Here is a 21,862-nt window from a genome sequence, read left to right as displayed (position 1 = left end):
TGGGCTTGTGACCTGCTTCACATGTTCGCGATCTTCGTCGGGACGGGCGGAGTTCGTGGGACCGGTGGGGCCGGTGAACAGGGCCGACGCAATCCGCCAGCAGTCAGTGCCGACTGAGAGGAGCGAGGAGCGGTGAACGCCTATGCGCCCATCCTCGTACTGGGAGCCCTCGGGGCAGGCTTTGCGATCTTCTCCGTGATCATGGCCTCGCTGATCGGCCCGAAGCGCTACAACCGGGCCAAGCTCGAGGCTTACGAGTGCGGGATCGAGCCCACCCCCACGCCGGCCGGCGGAGGGCGTTTCCCCATCAAGTACTACCTGACGGCGATGCTCTTCATCGTCTTCGACATCGAGATCGTCTTCCTCTACCCCTGGGCCGTCACCTTCGACGCCCTGGGTGTTTTCGGGCTCGTGGAGATGCTGCTCTTCGTGCTCACCGTCTTCGTCGCCTACGCGTACGTCTGGCGCCGCGGCGGCCTGGAATGGGACTGAGGGGCCTTTAAGCCATGGGACTCGAAGAAAAACTGCCGAGCGGTTTCCTGCTGACCACCGTCGAGCAGGCCGCGGGCTGGGTGCGCAAGGCGTCCGTCTTCCCCGCCACCTTCGGCCTCGCCTGTTGTGCCATCGAGATGATGACCACGGGCGCGGGACGCTACGATCTGGCGCGCTTCGGAATGGAGGTGTTCCGGGGGTCGCCGCGCCAGGCGGACCTGATGATCGTGGCCGGCCGGGTCAGCCAGAAGATGGCGCCGGTGCTGCGGCAGGTCTACGACCAGATGCCCAATCCCAAGTGGGTGATCTCCATGGGGGTCTGCGCGTCGTCGGGCGGCATGTTCAACAACTACGCGATCGTCCAGGGCGTCGACCACATCGTCCCCGTCGACATCTACCTGCCGGGCTGCCCGCCGCGGCCCGAGATGCTGATGGACGCGATCCTCAAGCTCCACCAGAAGATCCAGACGTCCAAGCTGGGCGTGAACGCCGAGGAAGCGGCCCGCGAGGCGGAGGAAGCGGCACTCAAGGCGCTCCCCACCATCGAGATGAAGGGGCTGCTGCGATGAGCGACGCGAACGGGTCGAACGGGGTGAACCCCGAGAAGGACCTCGCCGCCTCCAACCTCCCCGGCCAGCGCGGCGACGGCGGTGAGGAGATCCGCGTCCAGCGCGGCATGTTCGGCGCGAACAACGGCGGCGACACCTCCGGCTACGGCGGCCTGGTCCGCTCCGTCCGGCTCCCCGGTGAGGCGAACCGCCCGTACGGCGGCTGGTTCGACGAGGTCGCCGACGAGCTGGAGGGCGCCCTGGAGGAACAGGGCCTGGTCCCCGAGAACGTGATCGACAAGACGGTCGTCGACCGCGGCGAGATCACCTTCCACATCGAGCGCGAGCACCTGCCGACCGTCGCCCGCACCCTGCGCGACGACCCGGCCCTCCGCTTCGAACTGTGCACCGGCGTCTCCGGCGTCCACTACCCCGGCGACAAGGGCCGCGAGCTGCACGCCGTCTACCACCTGCGCTCGATCACCCACAACCGGCTGATCCGCCTGGAGGTCTCCGCCCCCGACGCCGACCCGCACATCCCGTCGCTCGTCCCCGTCTATCCCACCAACGACTGGCACGAGCGCGAGACGTACGACTTCTTCGGCATCGTCTTCGACGGCCACCCCGCGCTGACGCGGATCATGATGCCGGACGACTGGCAGGGCTTCCCGCAGCGCAAGGACTATCCCCTCGGCGGCATCCCCGTCGAGTACAAGGGCGCCCAGATCCCGGCTCCGGACCAGCGGAGGTCGTACTCATGAGCACGCAGCACGCATCGGCGGATTCCACCGCCTCGGCGCGCGAGACCACCGAGGGCACCGTCTACACGGTCACCGGCGGCGACTGGGACGAGGTCGCCCAGACCGCGGCCCGGTCCGACGACGAACGCATCATCGTCAACATGGGTCCCCAGCACCCGTCCACCCACGGGGTGCTCCGGCTGATCCTGGAGATCGACGGCGAGACCGTCACCGAGGCCCGCTGCGGCATCGGCTACCTCCACACCGGCATCGAGAAGAACCTCGAATACCGCACGTGGACCCAGGGCACCACGTTCGTGACGCGCATGGACTACCTGACGCCGTTCTTCAACGAGACGGCGTACTGCCTCGCCGTGGAGAAGCTCCTCGGCATCGAGGACGAGATCCCCGACCGCGCCACGATCATCCGCGTGCTCCTGATGGAGCTGAACCGGCTCTCCTCCCACCTGGTGTGCATCGCCACCGGCGGCATGGAGCTGGGCGCCACCACGATCATGATCTACGGCTTCCGTGATCGTGAACTCATTCTCGACATCTACGAGCTGATCACCGGCCTGCGCATGAACCACGCGTACATCCGGCCCGGCGGACTCGCCCAGGACCTGCCGCCCGGCGCGGTGGACCAGATCCGCGAGTTCGTGAAGAAGATGGAGAAGAACCTCCCCGAGTACGACAAGCTCGCCACCGGGAACCCCATCTTCAAGGCCCGTATGCAGGACATCGGCCACCTCGACCTGGCCGGCTGCATGGCCCTCGGCGCGACCGGCCCGATCCTGCGCTCCGCCGGCCTCCCGCACGACCTGCGCAAGGCGCAGCCGTACTGCGGGTACGAGACGTACGACTTCGACGTCCCGACCGCCGACACCTGCGACTCCTACGGCCGCTTCCTGATCCGGCTGGAGGAGATGCGCCAGTCCCTCAGGATCGTCGAGCAGTGCCTGGACCGGCTGCAGCCCGGCCCGGTCATGGTCGGCGACAAGAAGATCGCCTGGCCCGCCCAGCTCGCCCTGGGGCCGGACGGACTCGGCAACTCCCTGGACCACATCAAGAAGATCATGGGCACCTCCATGGAGGCCCTGATCCACCACTTCAAGCTGGTGACCGAGGGCTTCCGCGTCCCGCCGGGACAGGCGTACGCGGCGGTCGAGTCGCCCAAGGGCGAACTCGGGGTGCATGTCGTCTCCGACGGCGGCACCCGCCCCTTCCGGGTCCACTTCCGGGATCCGTCCTTCACCAATCTGCAGGCCATGGCGGCGATGTGCGAGGGCGGCCAGGTCGCCGACGTCATCGTCGCCGTCGCGTCCATCGACCCCGTGATGGGAGGCGTCGACCGGTGACCACCACCCCCGAGGGCGTCAGCCTGGGCATGCCCCAACTGCCCGCGCCCGACTTCCCGGACGACGTTCGAGCACGGCTGGAGCGGGACGCCGCCGAGGTCGTCGCCCGCTACCCGGACTCCCGGTCCGCCCTCCTGCCGCTGCTGCACCTCATGCAGGCGGAGGAGGGACATGTCACCCGCACCGGCGTGCGGTTCTGCGCCGACGTGCTCGGCCTGACCACCGCCGAGGTCACCGCGGTCGCCACCTTCTACTCCATGTACCGGCGCAGGCCCTCCGGCGACTACCAGGTCGGCGTCTGCACCAACACCCTGTGCGCGGTGATGGGCGGCGACGCGATCTTCGAGGCGCTCCAGGACCACCTGGGCGTCGGCAACGGCGAGACCACCGACGACGGCAAGGTCACGCTGGAGCACATCGAGTGCAACGCGGCCTGCGACTTCGCGCCGGTCGTGATGGTCAACTGGGAGTTCTTCGACAACCAGACCGTCGACAGCGCCAAGCGCCTCGTCGACGACCTGCGCGACGGGGCGGAGGTCGCCCCCACGCGAGGGGCGCCGCTGTGCACCTTCAAGGAGACCGCGCGGATCCTCGCCGGCTTCCCCGACGAGCGGCCCGGGGCCGTCGAGGCGAGCGGCGGCGCGGGCCCCGCCTCGCTGGTCGGCCTCCGCCTGGCCAAGGGCGAGACCGGACCCGCGCGCGTGGTCCACCCACGGGACGGTGGTCCGCAGGACGAGCCGCGCGGCAAGGTGCACGAGCCGTCACCCACCGAGCACCTCAGTTCGCACGACGCGCCGCAGGACACGTCGGCCTCGGACCCTGCCCACCCGGCCGGGCCTGCAGCCGAGGAGGGGGAGTGATGACGTTGGCACCCGAGATCAAGGGCACCAGCCCGGACAAGCTGCTCGCACCCGTGCTGTCGGCCTTCTGGGACGAGGACCGGGCCTGGTCCCTCGACGTCTACCGCAGACACGACGGCTACGAAGGGCTGCGCAAGGCACTGGCCATGTCCCCGGACGACGTCATCGCGTACGTCAAGGAGTCCGGGCTGCGCGGCCGGGGCGGCGCCGGATTCCCGACCGGGATGAAGTGGCAGTTCATCCCGCAGGGGGACGGAAAGCCGCACTACCTCGTCGTCAACGCCGACGAGTCGGAGCCCGGGACGTGCAAGGACATCCCGCTCCTCTTCGCGAACCCGCACAGCCTCGTCGAGGGCATGATCATCGCGTGCTACGCCATCCGCTCCTCGCACGCCTTCATCTATCTGCGCGGTGAGGTCGTCCCGGTCCTGCGGCGGCTGCACGAGGCCGTCCGTGAGGCCTACGAGGCCGGCTTCCTCGGCGAGAACATCCTGGGCAGCGGACTCGACCTCGACATCACCGTGCACGCGGGCGCGGGCGCGTACATCTGCGGTGAGGAGACCGCGCTGCTCGACTCGCTCGAAGGCCGCCGTGGTCAGCCGCGACTGCGTCCTCCCTTCCCCGCCGTCGAGGGCCTCTACGCGTGCCCCACTGTCGTGAACAACGTCGAGTCCATCGCGTCGGTTCCCGCCATCCTGCACAAGGGCAAGGAATGGTTCCGGTCGATGGGCAGCGAGAAGTCCCCCGGCTTCACGCTCTACTCGCTCAGCGGCCACGTCACGAGCCCCGGCCAGTACGAGGCACCGCTCGGCATCACGCTGCGCCAGCTCCTGGAGATGAGCGGCGGAATGCGCCCCGGACACCGCCTCAAGTTCTGGACCCCGGGCGGCTCCTCGACCCCCATGTTCACCGACGAGCACCTCGACGTGCCTCTCGACTACGAGGGCGTGGGCGCCGCCGGTTCCATGCTCGGCACCAAGGCACTGCAGTGCTTCGACGAGACCACCTGCGTGGTGCGGGCCGTCACCCGCTGGACCGAGTTCTACGCCCACGAGTCCTGCGGCAAGTGCACCCCCTGCCGCGAAGGCACCTACTGGCTGGTCCAGTTGCTGCGTGACATCGAGGCCGGCAAGGGCGTCATGAGCGACCTCGACAAGCTGAACGACATCGCCGACAACATCAACGGCAAGTCCTTCTGCGCCCTCGGCGACGGCGCCGCCTCGCCGATCTTCTCCTCCCTCAAGTACTTCCGCGCGGAGTACGAGGACCACATCACGGGCCGTGGCTGCCCGTTCGACCCGGCCAGGTCGACGGTCTGGGCCGACAAGGACAAGCACGCGGAGGTGAACGCATGACCGTGACCACGAGCGCTCCCTCCGGGGGCGGCGAGGCGGCGGTCCCGCCGGAGGACCTGGTCTCGCTGACCATCGACGGCATCGACATCAGCGTGCCCAAGGGCACCCTGGTCATCCGGGCCGCCGAACAACTCGGCGTCGAGATCCCCCGCTTCTGCGACCACCCCCTCCTCGACCCGGTCGGCGCCTGCCGCCAGTGCATCGTCGAGGTCGAGGGCCAGCGCAAGCCCATGGCGTCCTGCACGATCACCTGTACCGACGGGATGGTCGTCAAGACCCACCTCACCTCCCCGGTCGCGGAGAAGGCGCAGAAGGGGGTGATGGAGCTCCTGCTCATCAACCACCCCCTGGACTGCCCGGTCTGCGACAAGGGCGGCGAGTGCCCCCTGCAGAACCAGGCCGTGTCCCACGGACAGGCCGAGTCCCGCTTCGAGGGCAGGAAGCGCACCTACGAGAAGCCCGTACCGATCTCCACGCAGGTGCTGCTCGACCGTGAGCGGTGCGTGCTGTGCGCCCGCTGCACCCGGTTCTCCAACCAGGTCGCCGGCGACCCGATGATCGAACTGGTCGAGCGGGGCGCGCTGCAGCAGGTCGGCACCGGAGAGGGCGACCCCTTCGAGTCGTACTTCTCCGGCAACACCATCCAGATCTGCCCCGTCGGCGCGCTGACCTCGGCGGCGTACCGCTTCCGCTCCCGCCCCTTCGACCTCGTCTCCTCGCCGTCGGTCTGCGAGCACTGCTCCGCCGGCTGCGCCACCCGCACCGACCACCGGCGCGGCAAGGTCATGCGGCGCCTCGCGGCCAACGACCCCGAGGTCAACGAGGAGTGGATCTGCGACAAGGGACGGTTCGCGTTCCGCTACGCGCAGCGCCCGGACCGGCTCACCACCCCCCTCGTCCGCAACGCCGAGGGCGTCCTGGAACCGGCGTCCTGGCCGGAGGCCCTGGAGGCCGCCGCCCGCGGACTCCTCGCCGCCCGCGGCCGGGCCGGAGTGCTGACCGGCGGCCGGCTCACCGTCGAGGACGCCTACGCGTACAGCAAGTTCGCGCGCGTGGCCCTCGACACCAACGACATCGACTTCCGCGCGCGCGTGCACAGCGGCGAGGAGGCCGACTTCCTGGCCGCCCGCGTCGCCGGCCGGGGCCGGGACCTCGACGGCACCGGCGTCACGTACACCTCCCTGGAGAAGGCCCCCGCGGTCCTGCTGGTCGGGTTCGAGGCCGAGGAGGAGGCGCCCGGCGTCTTCCTGAGGCTGCGCAAGGCCTGGCGCAAGCACAAGCAGCAGGTGTACTCACTGGCCACCCACGCCACCCGGGGCCTCGCCAAGGCCGGCGGCACGCTGCTGCCCGCCGCGCCCGGCACCGAGACCGAGTGGCTGGACGCCCTCGCGAGCGGTTTCGGGCTGGACGAGGACGGCACCCGGGCGGCCGAGGCGCTGCGCACCGAGGGCGCCGTGATCGTCGTCGGGGAGCGGTTCGCGTCCGTGGCGGGCGGCCTCACCGCCGCCGTCCGGGCCGCGTCCCTCACCGGCGCGAAGCTGGCGTGGATCCCGCGCCGGGCCGGGGAGCGGGCCGCCGTCGAGGCGGGCGCGCTGCCGTCGGCGCTGCCGGGCGGACGCCCCGCGACCGACCCGCGCGCGCGGGCCGAGGTCGCCGCCGCCTGGGGCGTCGCCGAACTCCCGACGCGCTACGGCCGGGACACCGGACAGATCGTCGAGGCCGCCGCGACCGGAGAGCTCGGGGCCCTGGTGGTCGCGGGCGTCGAGGTCGCCGACCTGCCCGACCCGCCGCGCGCGCGTGAGGCGCTCACCGCGGTGGGCTTCCTGGTGTCGCTGGAACTGCGGCCCAGCGAGGTCACCGACCGGGCGGACGTCGTCCTTCCGGTCGCCGCCGTCGCCGAGAAGGCGGGCACCTTCCTCAACTGGGAGGGCCGCGCCCGGATGTTCGAGGCCGCGCTGAAGCCCGACCAGATGACCCGCCGGGTGGCACCCACCGACGGACGGGTCCTGCAGATGCTGGCCGACGCCATGGACGTCCACCTGGGGCTGCCCGACCTTGCCACCACGCGCGCGGAGCTGGACCGCCTCGGCGGCTGGGACGGCGCGCGGGCCCACGAGCCGGTGGAGGTCGCGGCCGGACTGCCGCGCCCGGCCGCCGGGGAGGCCGTCCTCGCCGGACACCGGCTGCTGCTCGACCAGGGCCGCCTCCAGGACGGCGACGAAGCCCTCGCCGGTACACGGCACGCCGCCCACGCGCGCGTGTCCGCCGCCACCGCCGCCGAGGCGGGCGTCAAGAACGGCGACGTCCTCGCGGTCAGCGGCCCCGCAGGAAGTGTCGAACTCCCGCTGCAGATCACCGAGATGCCCGACCGCGTGGTCTGGCTGCCGCTGAACTCCACCGGCTCGGGCGTCGCCTCCGACACCGGGGCGCAGCCCGGCGCACTCGTCCGTATCGGCCCCGCGACGCTCGCCGCCGAGGCCCCCGAGGAGGTGGAGGCATGAGCGCGTACTACCTCGCCGCGGAAGACCTCTCGATGTTCGGCCGCGACCCCTGGTGGCTGGTCGTCGTCAAGGCGGTGTTCTGCTTCGCCTTCCTGATGATCACCGTGCTCTTCTCCATCGTGTGGGAGCGCAAGGTCGTCGCCTGGATGCAGCTGCGCATCGGCCCCAACCGGCACGGCCCCTGGGGCATGCTCCAGTCCCTCGCCGACGGCATCAAGCTGATGCTGAAGGAAGACGTCATCGTCAAACGCGCGGACAAGGTCGTCTACGTCCTCGCACCGATCGTCGCGGCCATCCCGGCCTTCATGGCGATCGCGGTGATCCCCTTCGGCCCGGCCGGCAACGAGATCTCGATCTTCGGCCAGCGCACCACGATGCAGCTCACCGACCTGCCGATCGCGATGCTCTACGTCCTCGCGGTCGCCTCGGTCGGCATCTACGGCATCGTGCTGGCGGGCTGGAGCTCCGGCTCCACCTACCCGCTGCTCGGCGGCCTGCGGTCCGCCGCCCAGATGATCTCGTACGAGATCGCCATGGGCGCCGCGTTCGCCTCCGTCTTCCTCTACTCGGGGTCGATGTCGACCTCCGCGATCGTGGAGGCGCAGCAGGACCGCTGGTACATCGTGCTGCTGCCGGTCTCGTTCCTGATCTACATCGTGACCATGGTCGGTGAGACCAACCGGGCCCCGTTCGACATGCCGGAGTCCGAGGGCGACCTGGTCGGCGGATTCAACACCGAGTACTCGTCGATCAAGTTCGCGATGTTCATGCTCGCCGAGTACGTCAACATGGTCACCGTCTCCGCCGTGTCGGTGACGCTCTTCCTCGGCGGCTGGCGGGCCCCCTGGCCCATCAGCACCTTCTGGGAGGGCGCCAACCACGGCTGGTGGCCGATGCTCTGGTTCGTGGTGAAGGTGCAGCTGCTGCTGTTCTTCTTCATCTGGCTGCGCGGCACCCTCCCGCGCGTCCGCTACGACCAGCTGATGAAGCTCGGCTGGAAGGTCCTGCTGCCGGTCTCCGTGGTCTGGCTGATGCTCGTCGCCACGGTGCGGACCCTGCGCAACGAGAACTACGACTTCGCCGAGATCGCCCTGTACGTGGCCGGCGCCGTCATCGTGCTGTTCCTGCTCTCCGTCGTCGCCGACATGTTCCGCGACCGGCGCGAGGCCCAGGACCAGCCCGCCGAACCGGCCGCCTTCGACCCCATGGCCGGCGGGTTCCCCGTACCGCCCCTGCCCGGACAGACCCTCCCGCCGGTGCCGCGCAGGCGTCCGCGCCGGGAGCGGGAGCTGATTGTCAGTGGCGGGTCCGATACTGACAGTGACGGATCTTCGAATGGGAGGGAGGCGTCCGATGGCTGAGGAGCCGAAAGAGAACAAGCAGGGTTTCCAGAACCCCGTCGCCGGCTTCGGCGTGACCTTCAAGGCCATGTTCAAGAAGCGGCTGACCGAGCAGTACCCGGAGCAGCAGAAGACCACGGCCCCGCGGTTCCACGGCCGGCACCAGCTCAACCGCCATCCGGACGGCCTGGAGAAGTGCGTCGGCTGCGAGCTGTGCGCCTGGGCGTGCCCCGCCGACGCCATCTACGTGGAGGGCGCCGACAACACCGACGAGGAGCGCTACTCGCCGGGCGAGCGGTACGGCCGCGTCTACCAGATCAACTACGCCCGCTGCATCCTGTGCGGCCTGTGCATCGAGGCGTGCCCCACGCGCGCGCTGACGATGACCAACGAGTTCGAGCTGGCGGACAGCAGCCGCGCCAACCTCATCTACACCAAGGAGCAGCTGCTCGCCGGGCTGGAGGAGGGCATGGTCGACTCGCCCCACTCGATCTTCCCGGGCACCGACGAGCAGGACTACTACCGGGGCCTGGTCACCGAGGCCGCGCCCGGTACGGTGCGGCAGACGGCCGTCTCCCGGGGCGAGAAGCCCCAGGAGGCCGCCTCCACCTTCGGTGAGGACGAGCCGGCGTCACAGAAGGCGGGCGGCCGATGACGCAGCAACTCGCCGCCGCGGCCACTCTTTCCGCCGGCACCTCCACCGGTGAGGCCTTCCAGTTCTGGGTGCTCGGCACGGTCGCCGTGATCGGCGCCCTGTGCACCGTCTTCATGAAGCGGGCCGTGCACAGCGCGCTCTGTCTCGCGGGCACGATGGTGATCCTGGCGGTGTTCTACCTCGCCAACGGCGCCTACTTCCTCGGCATCGTGCAGATCGTCGTCTACACCGGCGCGATCATGATGCTGTTCCTGTTCGTGGTGATGCTCGTCGGCGTCACCGCGGCGGACTCCCTGAAGGAGACCATCAAGGGCCAGCGCTGGCTGGCCCTGCTGTGCGGCGCCGGCTTCGGCATCCTGCTGATCGCGGGCATCGGCAACGCCTCGCTGACGGAGTTCAGCGGCCTCGGCACGGCCAACGCGGGCGGCAACGTGGAGGGTCTCGCGGCCCTGATCTTCACCGACTACGTGTTCGCCTTCGAGCTGACCGGCGCCCTGCTCATCACGGCCGCCGTGGGCGCCATGGTCCTCACCCACCGCGAGCGCACCGAGCGCCCCAAGACCCAGCGCGAGCTGGCCGAACAGCGTGTACGCGAGGGCAAGCACCTCCCGCCGCTGCCGGCCCCGGGTGTCTATGCCCGGCACAACGCGGTCGACATCCCGGGCCTGCTGCCCGACGGCACCCCCTCGGAGCTGACCGTCAGCAAGACGCTGCGGGACCGGGGCCAGGTCCGGGACGTGTCGACCGAGGCGCTCAACGACCTCAAGGCCCTGGAACAGCGCGCCGAGGACCGCCTGGAGCGCACCCCCGGCGGAACCGGCGGCAAGAGCGGGGAGGCATCGAAGTGAATCCCGTCAACTACCTGTATCTCGCCGCCCTGCTGTTCACGATCGGCGCCACCGGCGTCCTGATCAGGCGGAACGCGATCGTGGTGTTCATGTGCGTGGAGCTGATGCTCAACGCCTGCAACCTCACCCTGGTCGCCTTCTCCCGGATGCACGGCAATCTCGACGGCCAGATCATCGCCTTCTTCACGATGGTCGTCGCCGCCGCGGAGGTCGTGGTCGGACTCGCGATCATCGTGTCGCTGTTCCGGTCCCGCCACTCGGCCTCGGTCGACGACGCCAGCCTGATGAAGCTGTAAGGGGTCGGAAGAATCGTGGAGAACCTGATTGCGCTGCTGATCGCGGCGCCCCTGCTCGGAGCCGCGGTCCTGCTCTGCGGCGGCCGGCGGCTCGACGCCGTCGGCCACTGGATCGGCACGGCGCTGGCCGCCGCCTCCTTCGTCATCGGTGTCGTCCTCTTCGCCGACATGCTCGGCAAGGAGGCCGAACACCGCGAGATGGGCCAGTTCCTGTTCAGCTGGATCCCCGTCGAGGGCTTCCAGGCGGACGTCGCCTTCCAGCTCGACCAGCTGTCGATGACGTTCGTCCTGCTGATCACCGGAGTCGGCTCGCTCATCCACGTGTACTCCATCGGGTACATGGAGCACGACGAGCGCCGCCGCCGCTTCTTCGGCTATCTGAACCTGTTCCTCGCGGCGATGCTGCTGCTCGTCCTCGCCGACAACTACCTGCTGCTGTACGTCGGCTGGGAGGGCGTCGGCCTCGCCTCGTACCTGCTGATCGGCTTCTGGCAGCACAAGCCCAGCGCCGCGACCGCCGCGAAGAAGGCGTTCCTGGTCAACCGCGTCGGTGACGTGGGCCTGTCCATCGCCATCATGCTGATGTTCACCACCTTCGGGACCTTCGCCTTCGGGCCGGTCCTGGCGGCCACCGGTGAGACGAGCGAGGGCAGGCTCACCGCCATCGCGCTGATGCTGCTGCTGGCCGCCTGCGGCAAGTCCGCCCAGGTGCCGCTGCAGTCCTGGCTCGGGGACGCGATGGAGGGCCCGACCCCGGTCTCGGCCCTCATCCACGCCGCGACCATGGTGACCGCCGGCGTCTACCTGATCGTCCGTTCCGCGGACATCTTCAACGCCGCCCCGGACGCCCAGCTGGTGACCACCGTCGTCGGCGCGGTCACGCTCCTCTTCGGTGCGATCGTCGGTTGCGCGAAGGACGACATCAAGAAGGCCCTCGCCGGCTCGACGATGTCGCAGATCGGGTACATGGTGCTCGCCGCGGGCCTCGGTCCCATCGGCTACGTCTTCGCGATCATGCACCTGGTGACGCACGGCTTCTTCAAGGCCGGGCTGTTCCTCGGTGCCGGTTCGGTCATGCACGGCATGAACGACGAGGTCGACATGCGCAAGTACGGCGGCCTGCGGAAGTACATGCCGGTCACCTTCGTCACCTTCGGCCTCGGCTACCTCGCGATCATCGGCTTCCCCGGCCTGTCCGGCTTCTTCTCCAAGGACAAGATCATCGAGGCGGCGTTCGCCAAGGGCGGCACCGAGGGCTGGATCCTCGGCGGCGTGGCCCTGCTGGGCGCGGCCATCACCGCGTTCTACATGACGCGCGTGATGCTGATGACGTTCTTCGGCGAGAAGCGCTGGCAGCCCGACGAGCACGGCCACGAGCCGCACCCGCACGAGTCGCCCAAGGTCATGACGATCCCCATGATCGTCCTGGCCGTCGGATCGGTCTTCGGCGGCGCGTACTTCAGCATCGGCGACCGGTTCCTCCACTGGCTGGAGCCCGTCACCGGTCACCAGCACGGCCACCCGCCGATCGGCGCCGCCGCGGTCACCACGGCCACGGTCGCCGTGATGGTCATCGGCGTCGGCCTCGCCTGGCTCCAGTACGGGCGCAGGCCCGTCCCCGTCGTCGCCCCGCGCGGATCGCTGCTCACCCGGGCCGCCCGGCGCGACCTCTACCAGGACGACTTCAACCACGTCGTCCTCGTCCGCGGCGGGGAGCACCTCACGCGCTCCCTCGTCTACGTCGACCACACCCTGGTCGACGGTGTCGTCAACGGCACGGCGGCCTCGATGGGCGGCCTCTCCGGGCGGCTGCGCCGGATCCAGAACGGCTATGCCCGGTCGTACGCGGTCTCGATGTTCGGCGGTGCTGCGATCCTCATCGCCGCGACCCTGCTGATGAGGGCGGTCTGATACCGATGTCCTTTCCTCTGCTGACAGCGACGGCGGCGCTCCCGGCCCTCGGGGCGATCGCCACGGCCGCGGTACCGGCCCAGCGGCGCAACGCCGCGAAACTGCTGGCGCTGACCGTCTCGCTGGCCACGCTCGTGCTCGCCGCGATCGTCCTGTTCCGCTTCGACCCGGACGGCGACCGCTACCAGCTCACCGAGTCCCACGCCTGGATCGCGGACTTCGGGGTGCGCTACGAACTGGGCGTGGACGGCATCGCGGTGGCGCTGATCGCGCTCACCGCCCTGCTGATCCCGTTCATCATCCTCGCGGGCTGGCACGACGCCGACCCCGTGGAGACGGGCAGCAAGCGCTGGCGGCCCACACAGGGCTACTTCGCTCTCGTCCTGGCCGTCGAGGCGATGGTGATCATCTCCTTCGAGGCCACCGACGTCTTCCTCTTCTACATCTTCTTCGAAGCCATGCTCATCCCGATGTACTTCCTCATCGGCGGCTTCGGCGACCGCGCCCACCAGCACGGCGAGGAGACGGCGGCCACGCAGCGCTCGTACGCCGCCGTGAAGTTCCTCCTCTACAACCTGGTCGGCGGTCTGATCATGCTGGCCGCGGTGATCGGCCTGTACGTGGTCGCCGGGAACTTCTCGCTCCCGGAGATCGCCGAGGCCCGCGCCAACGGCACGCTGGAGATGGCCACCAGCACCGAACGGTGGCTGTTCCTCGGCTTCTTCTTCGCCTTCGCGGTGAAGGCCCCGCTGTGGCCGCTGCACACCTGGCTGCCCAACGCCATGCAGGAGTCCACCGCCCCGGTCGCCGTCCTCATCACGGCGGTCGTCGACAAGGTCGGCACCTTCGCGATGCTCCGCTTCTGCCTGGGGCTGTTCCCCGAGGCCAGCGAGTGGGCGACGCCCGTGATCCTCGTCCTCGCGCTGATCAGCATCATCTACGGGGCGCTGCTCGCGGTCGGCCAGCGCGACATCAAGCGGCTGGTGGCCTACGCGTCGATCTCGCACTTCGGGTTCATCATCCTGGGCATCTTCGCGATGACCAGCCAGGGCCAGTCCGGCGCGACGCTCTACATGGTCAACCACGGCATCTCGACCGCCGCGCTCATGCTGGTGGCGGGCTTCCTGATCTCCCGGCGCGGCTCCCGGCTCATCGCCGACTACGGCGGTGTGCAGAAGGTCGCCCCAGTGCTCGCCGGCACCTTCCTGATCGGCGGCCTCGCGACCCTGTCGCTGCCCGGACTCGCCCCGTTCGTCAGCGAGTTCCTGGTCCTGGTCGGCACCTTCGCGCGCTACCCGGTGATCGGGATCATCGCCACCGCCGGCATCGTCCTCGCCGCGCTCTACGTCCTCGTCCTCTACCAGCGGACGATGACCGGCCCGGTGAAGGCCGAGGTCGAGGGAATGCCCGATCTGCGGGCACGGGAGCTCGTGGTGGTCACCCCGCTGATCGTCCTGCTGCTCGTCCTCGGCGTCTACCCGAAGCCGCTCACCGACATCGTCAACCCCGCGGTGGAGCACACCATGTCCGACGTCCAGAAGAAGGACCCCCAGCCCGAGGTGGAGGCGGCCAAGTGAGCGCATCAGCCGTCCACAGCCTGTGGACAACCGCGGCCGACCCGATCACGAAGATCGACGCGCCGAAGATCGAATACGGGCAGCTGTCGCCCACCCTGATCGTCATCGCGGCGGCGATCCTCGGGGTGCTGATCGAGGCCTTCGTCCCCCGCAAGTCCCGCTACTACGCGCAGGTGTTCCTCTCCGTCGTCGCCCTCGGCGCGTCCTTCGCCGCGGTCGTCGCCCTCGCGGCCCGCGGCTACGGCACCACCAAGGCGGGCATCGCCGCCATGGGCGCCGTCGCCGTGGACGGACCGGCCCTGTTCCTCCAGGGCACGATCCTGCTGGCCGGCATCCTCGGCGTCTTCACCTTCGCCGAACGGCGCCTCGACCCCGAGACGCACGGCAACAAGGTCGACTCCTTCGCCGCGCAGGCCGCCTCCGTGCCCGGCAGCGACAGCGAGAAGGCGGCCGTCAAGGCCGGCTTCACCACCACCGAGGTGTTCCCGCTGCTGCTGTTCGCGATCGGCGGCATGCTGATCTTCCCGGCGGCCAACGACCTGCTGACCCTGTTCATCGCCCTGGAGGTCTTCTCCCTCCCGCTGTACCTGCTGTGCGCCGTGGCCCGCCGCAAGCGGCTCATGTCGCAGGAGGCCGCGGTCAAGTACTTCCTGCTCGGCGCCTTCGCCTCCGCCTTCACCCTCTTCGGCATCGCCCTGCTGTACGGCTACGCCGGCTCGGTGAACTACGCCACGATCGCCCAGGTCGTCGACGGCACCATCGGCGACATCAACCCCGCCCTCGCCGACACCATGGGCAACGACGCACTGCTGCTCATCGGCTCCGCCATGATCGTCATGGGCCTGCTGTTCAAGGTCGGCGCGGTGCCGTTCCACATGTGGACGCCCGACGTCTACCAGGGCGCGCCCACCCCGGTCACCGGCTTCATGGCCGCCGCGACCAAGGTGGCCGCCTTCGGCGCGCTGCTCCGGCTCCTGTACGTCGTCCTGCCCGGCCTGCGCTGGGACTGGCGGCCGGTCATGTGGGCCGTCGCCGTCGTCACCATGCTGGGCGGCGCGATCGTCGCCATCACCCAGACCGACATCAAGCGACTGCTCGCCTACTCGTCGATCGCCCACGCCGGGTTCATCCTCGCCGGTGTCATCGCGGCCTCGCCCGACGGCGTCTCGTCCGTGCTGTTCTACCTGGGCGCCTACTCGTTCGTCACGATCGGCGCGTTCGCCGTGGTGACCCTGGTGCGCGACGCGGGCGGTGAGGCGACCCACCTGTCCAAGTGGGCCGGGCTCGGCCGCAGATCGCCCCTGGTGGCGGCCGTGTTCGCGGTCTTCCTGCTCGCCTTCGCGGGCATTCCGCTGACCTCCGGGTTCGCGGGGAAGTTCGCCGTGTTCAAGGCGGCGGCGGAGGGCGGCGCGGGCGCGATCGTCGTGGTCGGTGTGATCTCCTCTGCCATCGCCGCGTTCTTCTACATCCGCGTCATCGTGCTGATGTTCTTCAGCGAGCCGCGCCCCGAGGGGCCGACCGTCGCCGTGCCGTCGCCGCTGACCATGACCGCGATCGCGGTCGGTGTCGCCGTCACGCTGGTGCTCGGCATCGCCCCGCAGTACTTCCTGGACCTCGCGGGACAGGCGGGGGTGTTCGTGCGGTAGCGCTCCGCTCAGGCTGTGCGGACATGGCGGGACCCGGCGCCTTCAGGCGCCGGGTCCCGCTGCTCGTACGGGGCCGGGTCCCGCTGTCGCCACCCGGCCGGGACCGCCCCGCACGGGTGGAGCCTGTGGATAACTCTGAGGCTGTCGGTGCGGGCGCCTATGGTGGCAGGGGCTGGAGGAAGCACGGACGGCCCCGGCGCGATGGTGCGGTACGCGGGAGCGCGGGCCGCGAAGACGCAGCGACGCAAGGGCGCAGGGCGCAGGAACGCAAGGGCGCGGGGGACGGGCGATGATCGGAACGGGCGGGACGAGTGTGATGGCGGACGAGGGCAGGACCACCGGGACGGACAGCGAGGCGCTGGCCGTCCTCCACCGGGTCTTCGGGTACGACGCCTTCCGGGGCGAGCAGGCGGCGGTCATCGAGCATGTGATCGCGGGCGGCGACGCCGTCGTGCTCATGCCGACCGGCGGCGGCAAGTCCCTCTGCTACCAGATCCCCTCCCTGGTCAGACCCGGTACGGGCATCGTGGTCTCCCCGCTCATCGCACTGATGCAGGACCAGGTGGACGCCCTGCGGGCGCTGGGCGTGCGTGCCGGGTTCGTCAACTCCACCCAGGACCTCGACGAGCGGCGCCTGGTGGAGGCCGAGTTCCTCGCGGGGGAGCTGGACCTGCTGTACCTGGCGCCGGAGCGCCTGCGGCTCGACGCCACCCTCGACCTGCTGGGGCGCGGCAAGGTCGCGGTGTTCGCGATCGACGAGGCGCACTGCGTCTCCCAGTGGGGCCACGACTTCCGGCCCGACTACCTGTCCCTCTCCCTGCTCGGCGAACGCTGGCCCGACGTGCCGCGCATCGCGCTCACCGCGACCGCCACCCGCGCGACGCACCGCGAGATCACCGAGCGGCTGGCCATGCCCCGCGCCCGCCACTTCGAGGCCAGCTTCGACCGGCCCAACATCCAGTACCGGATCGTGCCCAAGGCCGACCCGAAGAAGCAGCTCCTGTCCTTCCTGCGCCAGGAACACGCGGGCGACGCGGGCATCGTCTACTGCCTGTCCAGGAACTCGGTGGAGCGCACGGCGGAGTTCCTGAGCAAGAACGGCGTCGCGGCGGTGCCGTACCACGCCGGTCTCGACGCCGGCACCCGCGCCGCGCACCAGTCGCGGTTCCTGCGCGAGGAAGGGCTTGTGGTCGTCGCCACGATCGCCTTCGGCATGGGCATCGACAAGCCCGACGTCCGTTTCGTCGCCCACCTGGACCTGCCGAAGTCGGTGGAGGGCTACTACCAGGAGACCGGCCGTGCCGGACGCGACGGACTGCCCTCCACGGCATGGATGGCATACGGCCTCAACGACGTCATCCAGCAGCGGAAGATGATCCAGAGCAGCGAGGGCGACGAGGCGTTCCGCCGCCGTGCCGCCGGCCATCTGGACGCGATGCTGGGGCTCTGCGAGACCGCCCAGTGCCGCCGGGGCCAGCTCCTGCAGTACTTCGGCCAGGAACCGCAGGCCGAGGGCTGCGGCAACTGCGACACCTGCCTCGAACCGCCGGAGACCTGGGACGGCACGGTCGCCGCGCAGAAGGTGCTCTCCACGGTGGTGCGGCTGCAGCGGGAGCGCGGCCAGAAGTTCGGCGCCGTGCAGATCGTCGACATCCTGCTGGGGCGGCGGACCGCGAAGGTCATCCAGTTCGACCACGACCAGCTCTCCGTCTTCGGCATCGGCGAGGAACTCTCCGAGGGCGAGTGGCGGGGCGTCGTCCGGCAACTGCTCGCGGAGGGCATCCTCGCGGTCGAGGGCGAGTACGGCACGCTCGTGCTCACCGAGGAGAGCGGGGCGGTGCTGCGGCGGGAGCGGGACGTGCCGCTGCGCAAGGAACCGAAGAAGCCGGCGACCACGCGGTCGGCGTCCTCCGGCCCGGGCTCCTCCGGCTCCGGCCGGGGCGACCGCAAGCCGAAGGCGGCGGTCGAACTCCCCGACGAGCTGCTCCCCGTCTTCGAGGCCCTGCGCGCCTGGCGCGCAGACCAGGCCCGCGAACAGGGCGTCCCGGCGTACGTCATCTTCCACGACGCCACCCTCCGCGAGATCGCGGCCATGGCCCCCGCGTCCGTCGCCGAGCTCGGCACGATCAGCGGAATCGGCGAGAAGAAACTGGCCACCTACGGGGAGGGGGTGCTGGGGGTGCTGGGTTCGCTGGGCGGGGACGCCGACGGGGCGCCGGCCTCGGCTCCGGGGCCGGCCCCGGCAGAGGGGAACGCGCCGGGTTCGGCCTCGCGGGGCGACACCGACAGGGGGCGACAGGACTACGACTGGCCCGACGTGGAGCCGGAGCCCGAGCACGACGACTGGGCCTAGGGCTGTGAGAACACGACGGCCGCCGTCGCCCAGGACATAGCGGTGGAACTCATGCGCCTTGCCGACGACGAGAACAGCGTCGTCGTCCGCGTGGTGGGACCGGATGCCGGGTGCCCGCCGAGGGACGGCTGCCTCGACGTCGAGATCACGGTGACCAGCGCATTCGCCAACGGGCATCTCAAGGAGGTGTATCTGCTGCCGGAAGACCTGGAGGACTGGGCGGACGCGCTCGACCTGCTCGCCGAGGGCCGACCGGTGGTGTGGATGGACGACGGCCGCAATCCGGAGGTCCGGATCGCACCGGCGGGGCCGTACCACTCCCGAGGTCGTGACCTCGAAGCCGTCGAGGTCACGGTGAGGGACCCTGTCGTGTCGCTCACCTCGGTCCGTGTGCTGGTGCGGCTGCCGGACGACTGGGTCCAGGCCCAGCGTCTGAGACTCGACCGGGTCCGGAAGGCCTGGCCGTTTCCGCCGGGCTGACTCCGTCCCCGTGGTGTTCCCGCACGTGACCTACGCGAGGCGGTCCGGCCGGTCCGACAGCGCGCGGGACGCGTACGCCCTCACGTCCGCGTCGGAATCCTTTGTGGCGGTGGTGAGGGCGGTGCGGGCCTCCTCGGTGGTGGTGTGGCGGGTGAGGGAGAGGACCGTGGCCTTGCGGACGTCGGCGTTGGGGTCGGTGAGGGTGGTGGTCAGGGCGGGCACGGCCACGGGGGAGGGTGCGGTGGACAGGGCCGTGGCGGCGCCGGCGCGGACCTGCCAGGCGGGGTCGGTGAGGGCGGTCACCGCTCGGGCGGCGAGCGGCGGCGGGCAGCCGACGGTGCCGAGGGCGGCGTAGGCGGCCGCGCGGACCAGGGGGTCGGGGTCGCAGGCCAGGGCCGTCAGGGCGGGGAGGACGGCCGGGGGCAGAGGGTGCGCGGCGTCCGCCGCGACCGTGGCCAGCGCCTTGGCGATCGTGACGCGGACCTCGCGGGAGGGGTCGGTGGTCGCGGCCCCGGCCAGTTCGGCGGCGGCGTCGACCGAGACGAGGGCGCGTACGGCCTCGATGCGGACGGCGATGTCGGAGTCCGTCAGGGAGGCCGCGTACAGGGCGGTGTCGCCGAGGCTCAGGGCACGCAGCACGTCCAGGGCGACGGCCCGGACGACCGGGTCGGGCTCGGCCAGCGCGGCGGCGAGGCCGTCGCGGAGGGCGGGCTCGGGCGGGAGTGTCTCGACGAGTTCCCGGAGCGAGGCCGCCGCGGCGGCGCGGACCTCGGCGGCACCGTCGCGGAGCGCCCCGGCGAGGGCGCGGCCGGTGCCCGGCGGGAGCGTCTCGGTGAGGACGGCGACCGCCTCACGGCGGACGGCGGGCGCCGGGTCGGCCAGGTAGGGCTGCAGCGCGGCGAGTTCGGGCTGCTCCTCGGCGAGGGCGACCAGTTCGAGGAGGCGGGGGGAGGAGGTCTCGGGGGTGGGGTGGGAGGGGAGGGGGAGGGCCCCCTCCCCCGACCCGGCACTCGCCGCCCCCGGAACCCCCGCGGCCACCGGCGCCACCTCCCGGGACCCCGCCGTAGCCACGTTCTCCGCGTGGACCTCGCCGAGGTGGCGGGAGGGCCCGCCGACCGGGGTGAACTCCTCGACGGGCACGAGGTAGGGGGCGACGGGGCGGGCGGTGAACTCCATCGCACCGGACGGGGACTTGCGCAGGTCGAGGTGGTGGAACCAGGAGGCGTCGTCGCGGTGGGGATGGTCGAGGCGGTCGTGGTAGAGACCCCAGCGGGACTCGGTGCGGGCCAGGGAGGCGCGGGCGGCCATCTCGGCGCAGTCGCGGATGAAGGAGACCTCGGCGCAGCGCATGAGTTCGTGCGGGGTGCGGGCGCCCATCCCGGCGATGTCGTCCCGCATCCGCTCGAAGGACTCCAGCGCCAGGGACAGGCGGGCGCCGGACTTCGGCGGCGCCACGTAGTCGTTGACGAAACGGCGGAGCTTGTACTCGACCTGGGGCTGCGGAGGACCGTCCGGGTGGCGCAGCGGACGGTAGATCAGGTCGTGCGCCTCGCGGAGCTGGTCGGCGGGCAGTTCGCCCTCGTACGGGGTGTACCGGGAGGCGTCCGCGCCCGCGAGGTCGCCGAAGACGAAGGCGCCGATCATGTAGTTGTGCGGGACACAGGCGAGGTCACCGGCCGCGTACAGGCGGGGGACGGTCGTACGGGCCTGGTCGTCGACGCGTACGCCCGAGGCGGAGTGGCCGCCGCACAGGCCGATCTCCGAGATGTGCATCTCGATGTCGTGGGTGCGGTAGTCGTGGCCGCGGCCCGCGTGGAAGGTCCCGCGCGTGGGGCGTTCCGTCGTGTGCAGGATCGACTCCAGGGCGGAGACGGACTCCTCCGGGAGGTGGCTCAGCTTCAGATAGACGGGGGCGCGGTCGGAGGCGATCTCGGCGGCGAACTCGGCCATCATCTGGCCGGACCAGTAGTCGGAGTCGACGAAGCGTTCGCCGTGCCGGTTGACCTGGTAGCCGCCGAAGGGGTTGGCGACGTAGGCGCAGGCGGGGCCGTTGTAGTCCTTGATCAGCGGGTTGATCTGGAAGCACTCGATGCCGGTCAGGTCGGCGCCCGCGTGGTAGGCCATGGCATAGCCGTCGCCCGCGTTGGTGGGGTTCTCGTAGGTGCCGTAGAGGTAGCCGGAGGCGGGCAGCCCGAGGCGGCCGCAGGCGCCGGTCGCGAGGATCACCGCTCCGGCGCGCACGGTGACGAACGCGCCGGTGCGGGTGTTGAACCCGACGGCGCCCACCGCCCGCCGGTCCTCGCCCTCGCCGGCCGTCAGCACACGCACCGGCATGACCCGGTTCTCGATGCGGATCCGCTCCCGCATCTCCCGGCGCCGCAGCTGCCGGTAGAGGACCTTCTTGACGTCCTTGCCCTCCGGCATCGGCAGCACGTACGACCCCGAGCGGTGCACCTGGCGGACCGCGTACTCGTTGTGCTCGTCCTTCTCGAACTTCACCCCGTACGACTCCAGCCGGCGCACCATGCCGAAGCCGCGGGTGGCGGTCTGGCGGACGGTGGACTGGTCGACGATGCCGTCGTTGGCGCGGGTGATCTCGGCGACGTAGTCGTCCGGCTCGGCGCGGCCCGGGATGACGGCGTTGTTGACGCCGTCCATGCCCATGGCGAGGGCGCCGGAGTGGCGGACGTGCGCCTTCTCCAGGAGCAGGACGTCCGCGCCGTGCTCGGCGGCGGTCAGGGCCGCCATGGTGCCGGCGGTGCCCCCGCCGATGACGAGGACGTCGCAGGTCAGCTCCTCGGCGTCGGCGAGCGCCGGGATCGTGAGGGAGGTCTCCACCGTGTCCACCGGGATGCCTTTCGGGTGCTCGGACACCTGAGTACTCGGGTACCTGGGTGCGCGG

The 21,862-nt window shown here is 70.6% G+C and carries 17 protein-coding genes; 16 read left to right on the top strand and 1 reads right to left on the bottom strand.

What is annotated here, in order from left to right; translation table 11 throughout:
- Positions 1-132: 132 nt before the first annotated feature.
- From SCAB_RS18075 to SCAB_RS18000, 16 genes are all read left to right on the top strand, one after another.
- Complete coding sequence (locus SCAB_RS18075) at positions 133-492, top strand: NADH-quinone oxidoreductase subunit A (protein WP_005476348.1); 360 nt, start codon at positions 133-135, stop codon at positions 490-492.
- 14 nt (positions 493-506) lie between these two features.
- Entirely contained in the window at positions 507-1,061 is a 555-nt protein-coding gene (locus tag SCAB_RS18070) for a NuoB/complex I 20 kDa subunit family protein (protein ID WP_003998928.1), read from the top strand.
- Positions 1,058-1,801, top strand: a complete 744-nt coding sequence (locus tag SCAB_RS18065; protein ID WP_013001516.1) for an NADH-quinone oxidoreductase subunit C — start codon at positions 1,058-1,060, stop codon at positions 1,799-1,801. The genes SCAB_RS18070 and SCAB_RS18065 overlap by 4 nt, the downstream gene beginning before the upstream one ends.
- Positions 1,798-3,138: an NADH-quinone oxidoreductase subunit D gene (locus SCAB_RS18060; protein ID WP_013001515.1), complete on the top strand. Its 1,341-nt coding sequence runs from the start codon at positions 1,798-1,800 to the stop codon at positions 3,136-3,138. Before SCAB_RS18065 ends, SCAB_RS18060 begins: the two co-directional genes overlap by 4 nt.
- 29 nt (positions 3,139-3,167) lie before the next feature.
- The gene (gene nuoE, locus SCAB_RS18055; RefSeq protein WP_046773909.1) at positions 3,168-3,998 is read left to right on the top strand and encodes an NADH-quinone oxidoreductase subunit NuoE; all 831 of its coding nucleotides are present in this window, start codon (positions 3,168-3,170) and stop codon (positions 3,996-3,998) included.
- Entirely contained in the window at positions 3,998-5,353 is a 1,356-nt protein-coding gene (gene nuoF / locus SCAB_RS18050; protein WP_037723939.1) for an NADH-quinone oxidoreductase subunit NuoF, read from the top strand. Before nuoE ends, nuoF begins: the two co-directional genes overlap by 1 nt.
- Positions 5,350-7,854 (top strand): NADH-quinone oxidoreductase subunit G, encoded by a 2,505-nt coding sequence (locus SCAB_RS18045; RefSeq protein WP_013001512.1) that lies wholly within the window; start codon positions 5,350-5,352, stop codon positions 7,852-7,854. Before nuoF ends, SCAB_RS18045 begins: the two co-directional genes overlap by 4 nt.
- Positions 7,851-9,215 carry an NADH-quinone oxidoreductase subunit NuoH gene (gene nuoH / locus SCAB_RS18040; RefSeq protein ID WP_013001511.1) on the top strand — a complete coding sequence of 455 codons (1,365 nt, stop codon included), beginning with the start codon at positions 7,851-7,853 and terminating at the stop codon, positions 9,213-9,215. Before SCAB_RS18045 ends, nuoH begins: the two co-directional genes overlap by 4 nt.
- Complete coding sequence (gene nuoI, locus SCAB_RS18035) at positions 9,208-9,849, top strand: NADH-quinone oxidoreductase subunit NuoI (protein WP_013001510.1); 642 nt, start codon at positions 9,208-9,210, stop codon at positions 9,847-9,849. The genes nuoH and nuoI overlap by 8 nt, the downstream gene beginning before the upstream one ends.
- The gene (locus SCAB_RS18030; RefSeq protein WP_013001509.1) at positions 9,846-10,697 is read left to right on the top strand and encodes an NADH-quinone oxidoreductase subunit J; all 852 of its coding nucleotides are present in this window, start codon (positions 9,846-9,848) and stop codon (positions 10,695-10,697) included. Before nuoI ends, SCAB_RS18030 begins: the two co-directional genes overlap by 4 nt.
- A complete protein-coding gene (gene nuoK, locus SCAB_RS18025) occupies positions 10,694-10,993 on the top strand; it encodes an NADH-quinone oxidoreductase subunit NuoK (RefSeq protein ID WP_005481399.1) in 300 nt (99 codons plus the stop codon). The genes SCAB_RS18030 and nuoK overlap by 4 nt, the downstream gene beginning before the upstream one ends.
- 15 nt (positions 10,994-11,008) lie before the next feature.
- On the top strand, positions 11,009-12,904 hold the full coding sequence (gene nuoL / locus SCAB_RS18020) for an NADH-quinone oxidoreductase subunit L (protein ID WP_013001508.1): 1,896 nt from the start codon (positions 11,009-11,011) through the stop codon (positions 12,902-12,904).
- Between the two features lie 5 nt (positions 12,905-12,909).
- Positions 12,910-14,481, top strand: coding sequence for an NADH-quinone oxidoreductase subunit M (locus tag SCAB_RS18015; RefSeq protein ID WP_013001507.1), 1,572 nt, complete (start codon positions 12,910-12,912; stop codon positions 14,479-14,481).
- Entirely contained in the window at positions 14,478-16,127 is a 1,650-nt protein-coding gene (gene nuoN / locus SCAB_RS18010; protein ID WP_013001506.1) for an NADH-quinone oxidoreductase subunit NuoN, read from the top strand. The genes SCAB_RS18015 and nuoN overlap by 4 nt, the downstream gene beginning before the upstream one ends.
- Positions 16,128-16,416: 289 nt before the next feature.
- Positions 16,417-18,480, top strand: a complete 2,064-nt coding sequence (recQ, locus tag SCAB_RS18005) for a DNA helicase RecQ (RefSeq protein ID WP_013001505.1) — start codon at positions 16,417-16,419, stop codon at positions 18,478-18,480.
- A 51-nt stretch (positions 18,481-18,531) separates the two neighbouring features.
- A complete protein-coding gene (locus SCAB_RS18000) occupies positions 18,532-18,960 on the top strand; it encodes a DUF5959 family protein (protein ID WP_037723946.1) in 429 nt (142 codons plus the stop codon).
- Positions 18,961-18,990: 30 nt separating this feature from the next.
- On the opposite strand, the gene SCAB_RS17995 is transcribed toward SCAB_RS18000, so the two are convergent.
- Entirely contained in the window at positions 18,991-21,807 is a 2,817-nt protein-coding gene (locus tag SCAB_RS17995; protein WP_013001503.1) for a fumarate reductase/succinate dehydrogenase flavoprotein subunit, read from the bottom strand.
- Positions 21,808-21,862: the final 55 nt, after the last annotated feature.

The organism is Streptomyces scabiei 87.22 (genome assembly GCF_000091305.1).
GTDB lineage: Bacteria > Actinomycetota > Actinomycetes > Streptomycetales > Streptomycetaceae > Streptomyces > Streptomyces scabiei.
Note: the sequence above shows the minus strand (reverse complement) of the source record. Positions and strands in the feature narration are given on the sequence as shown.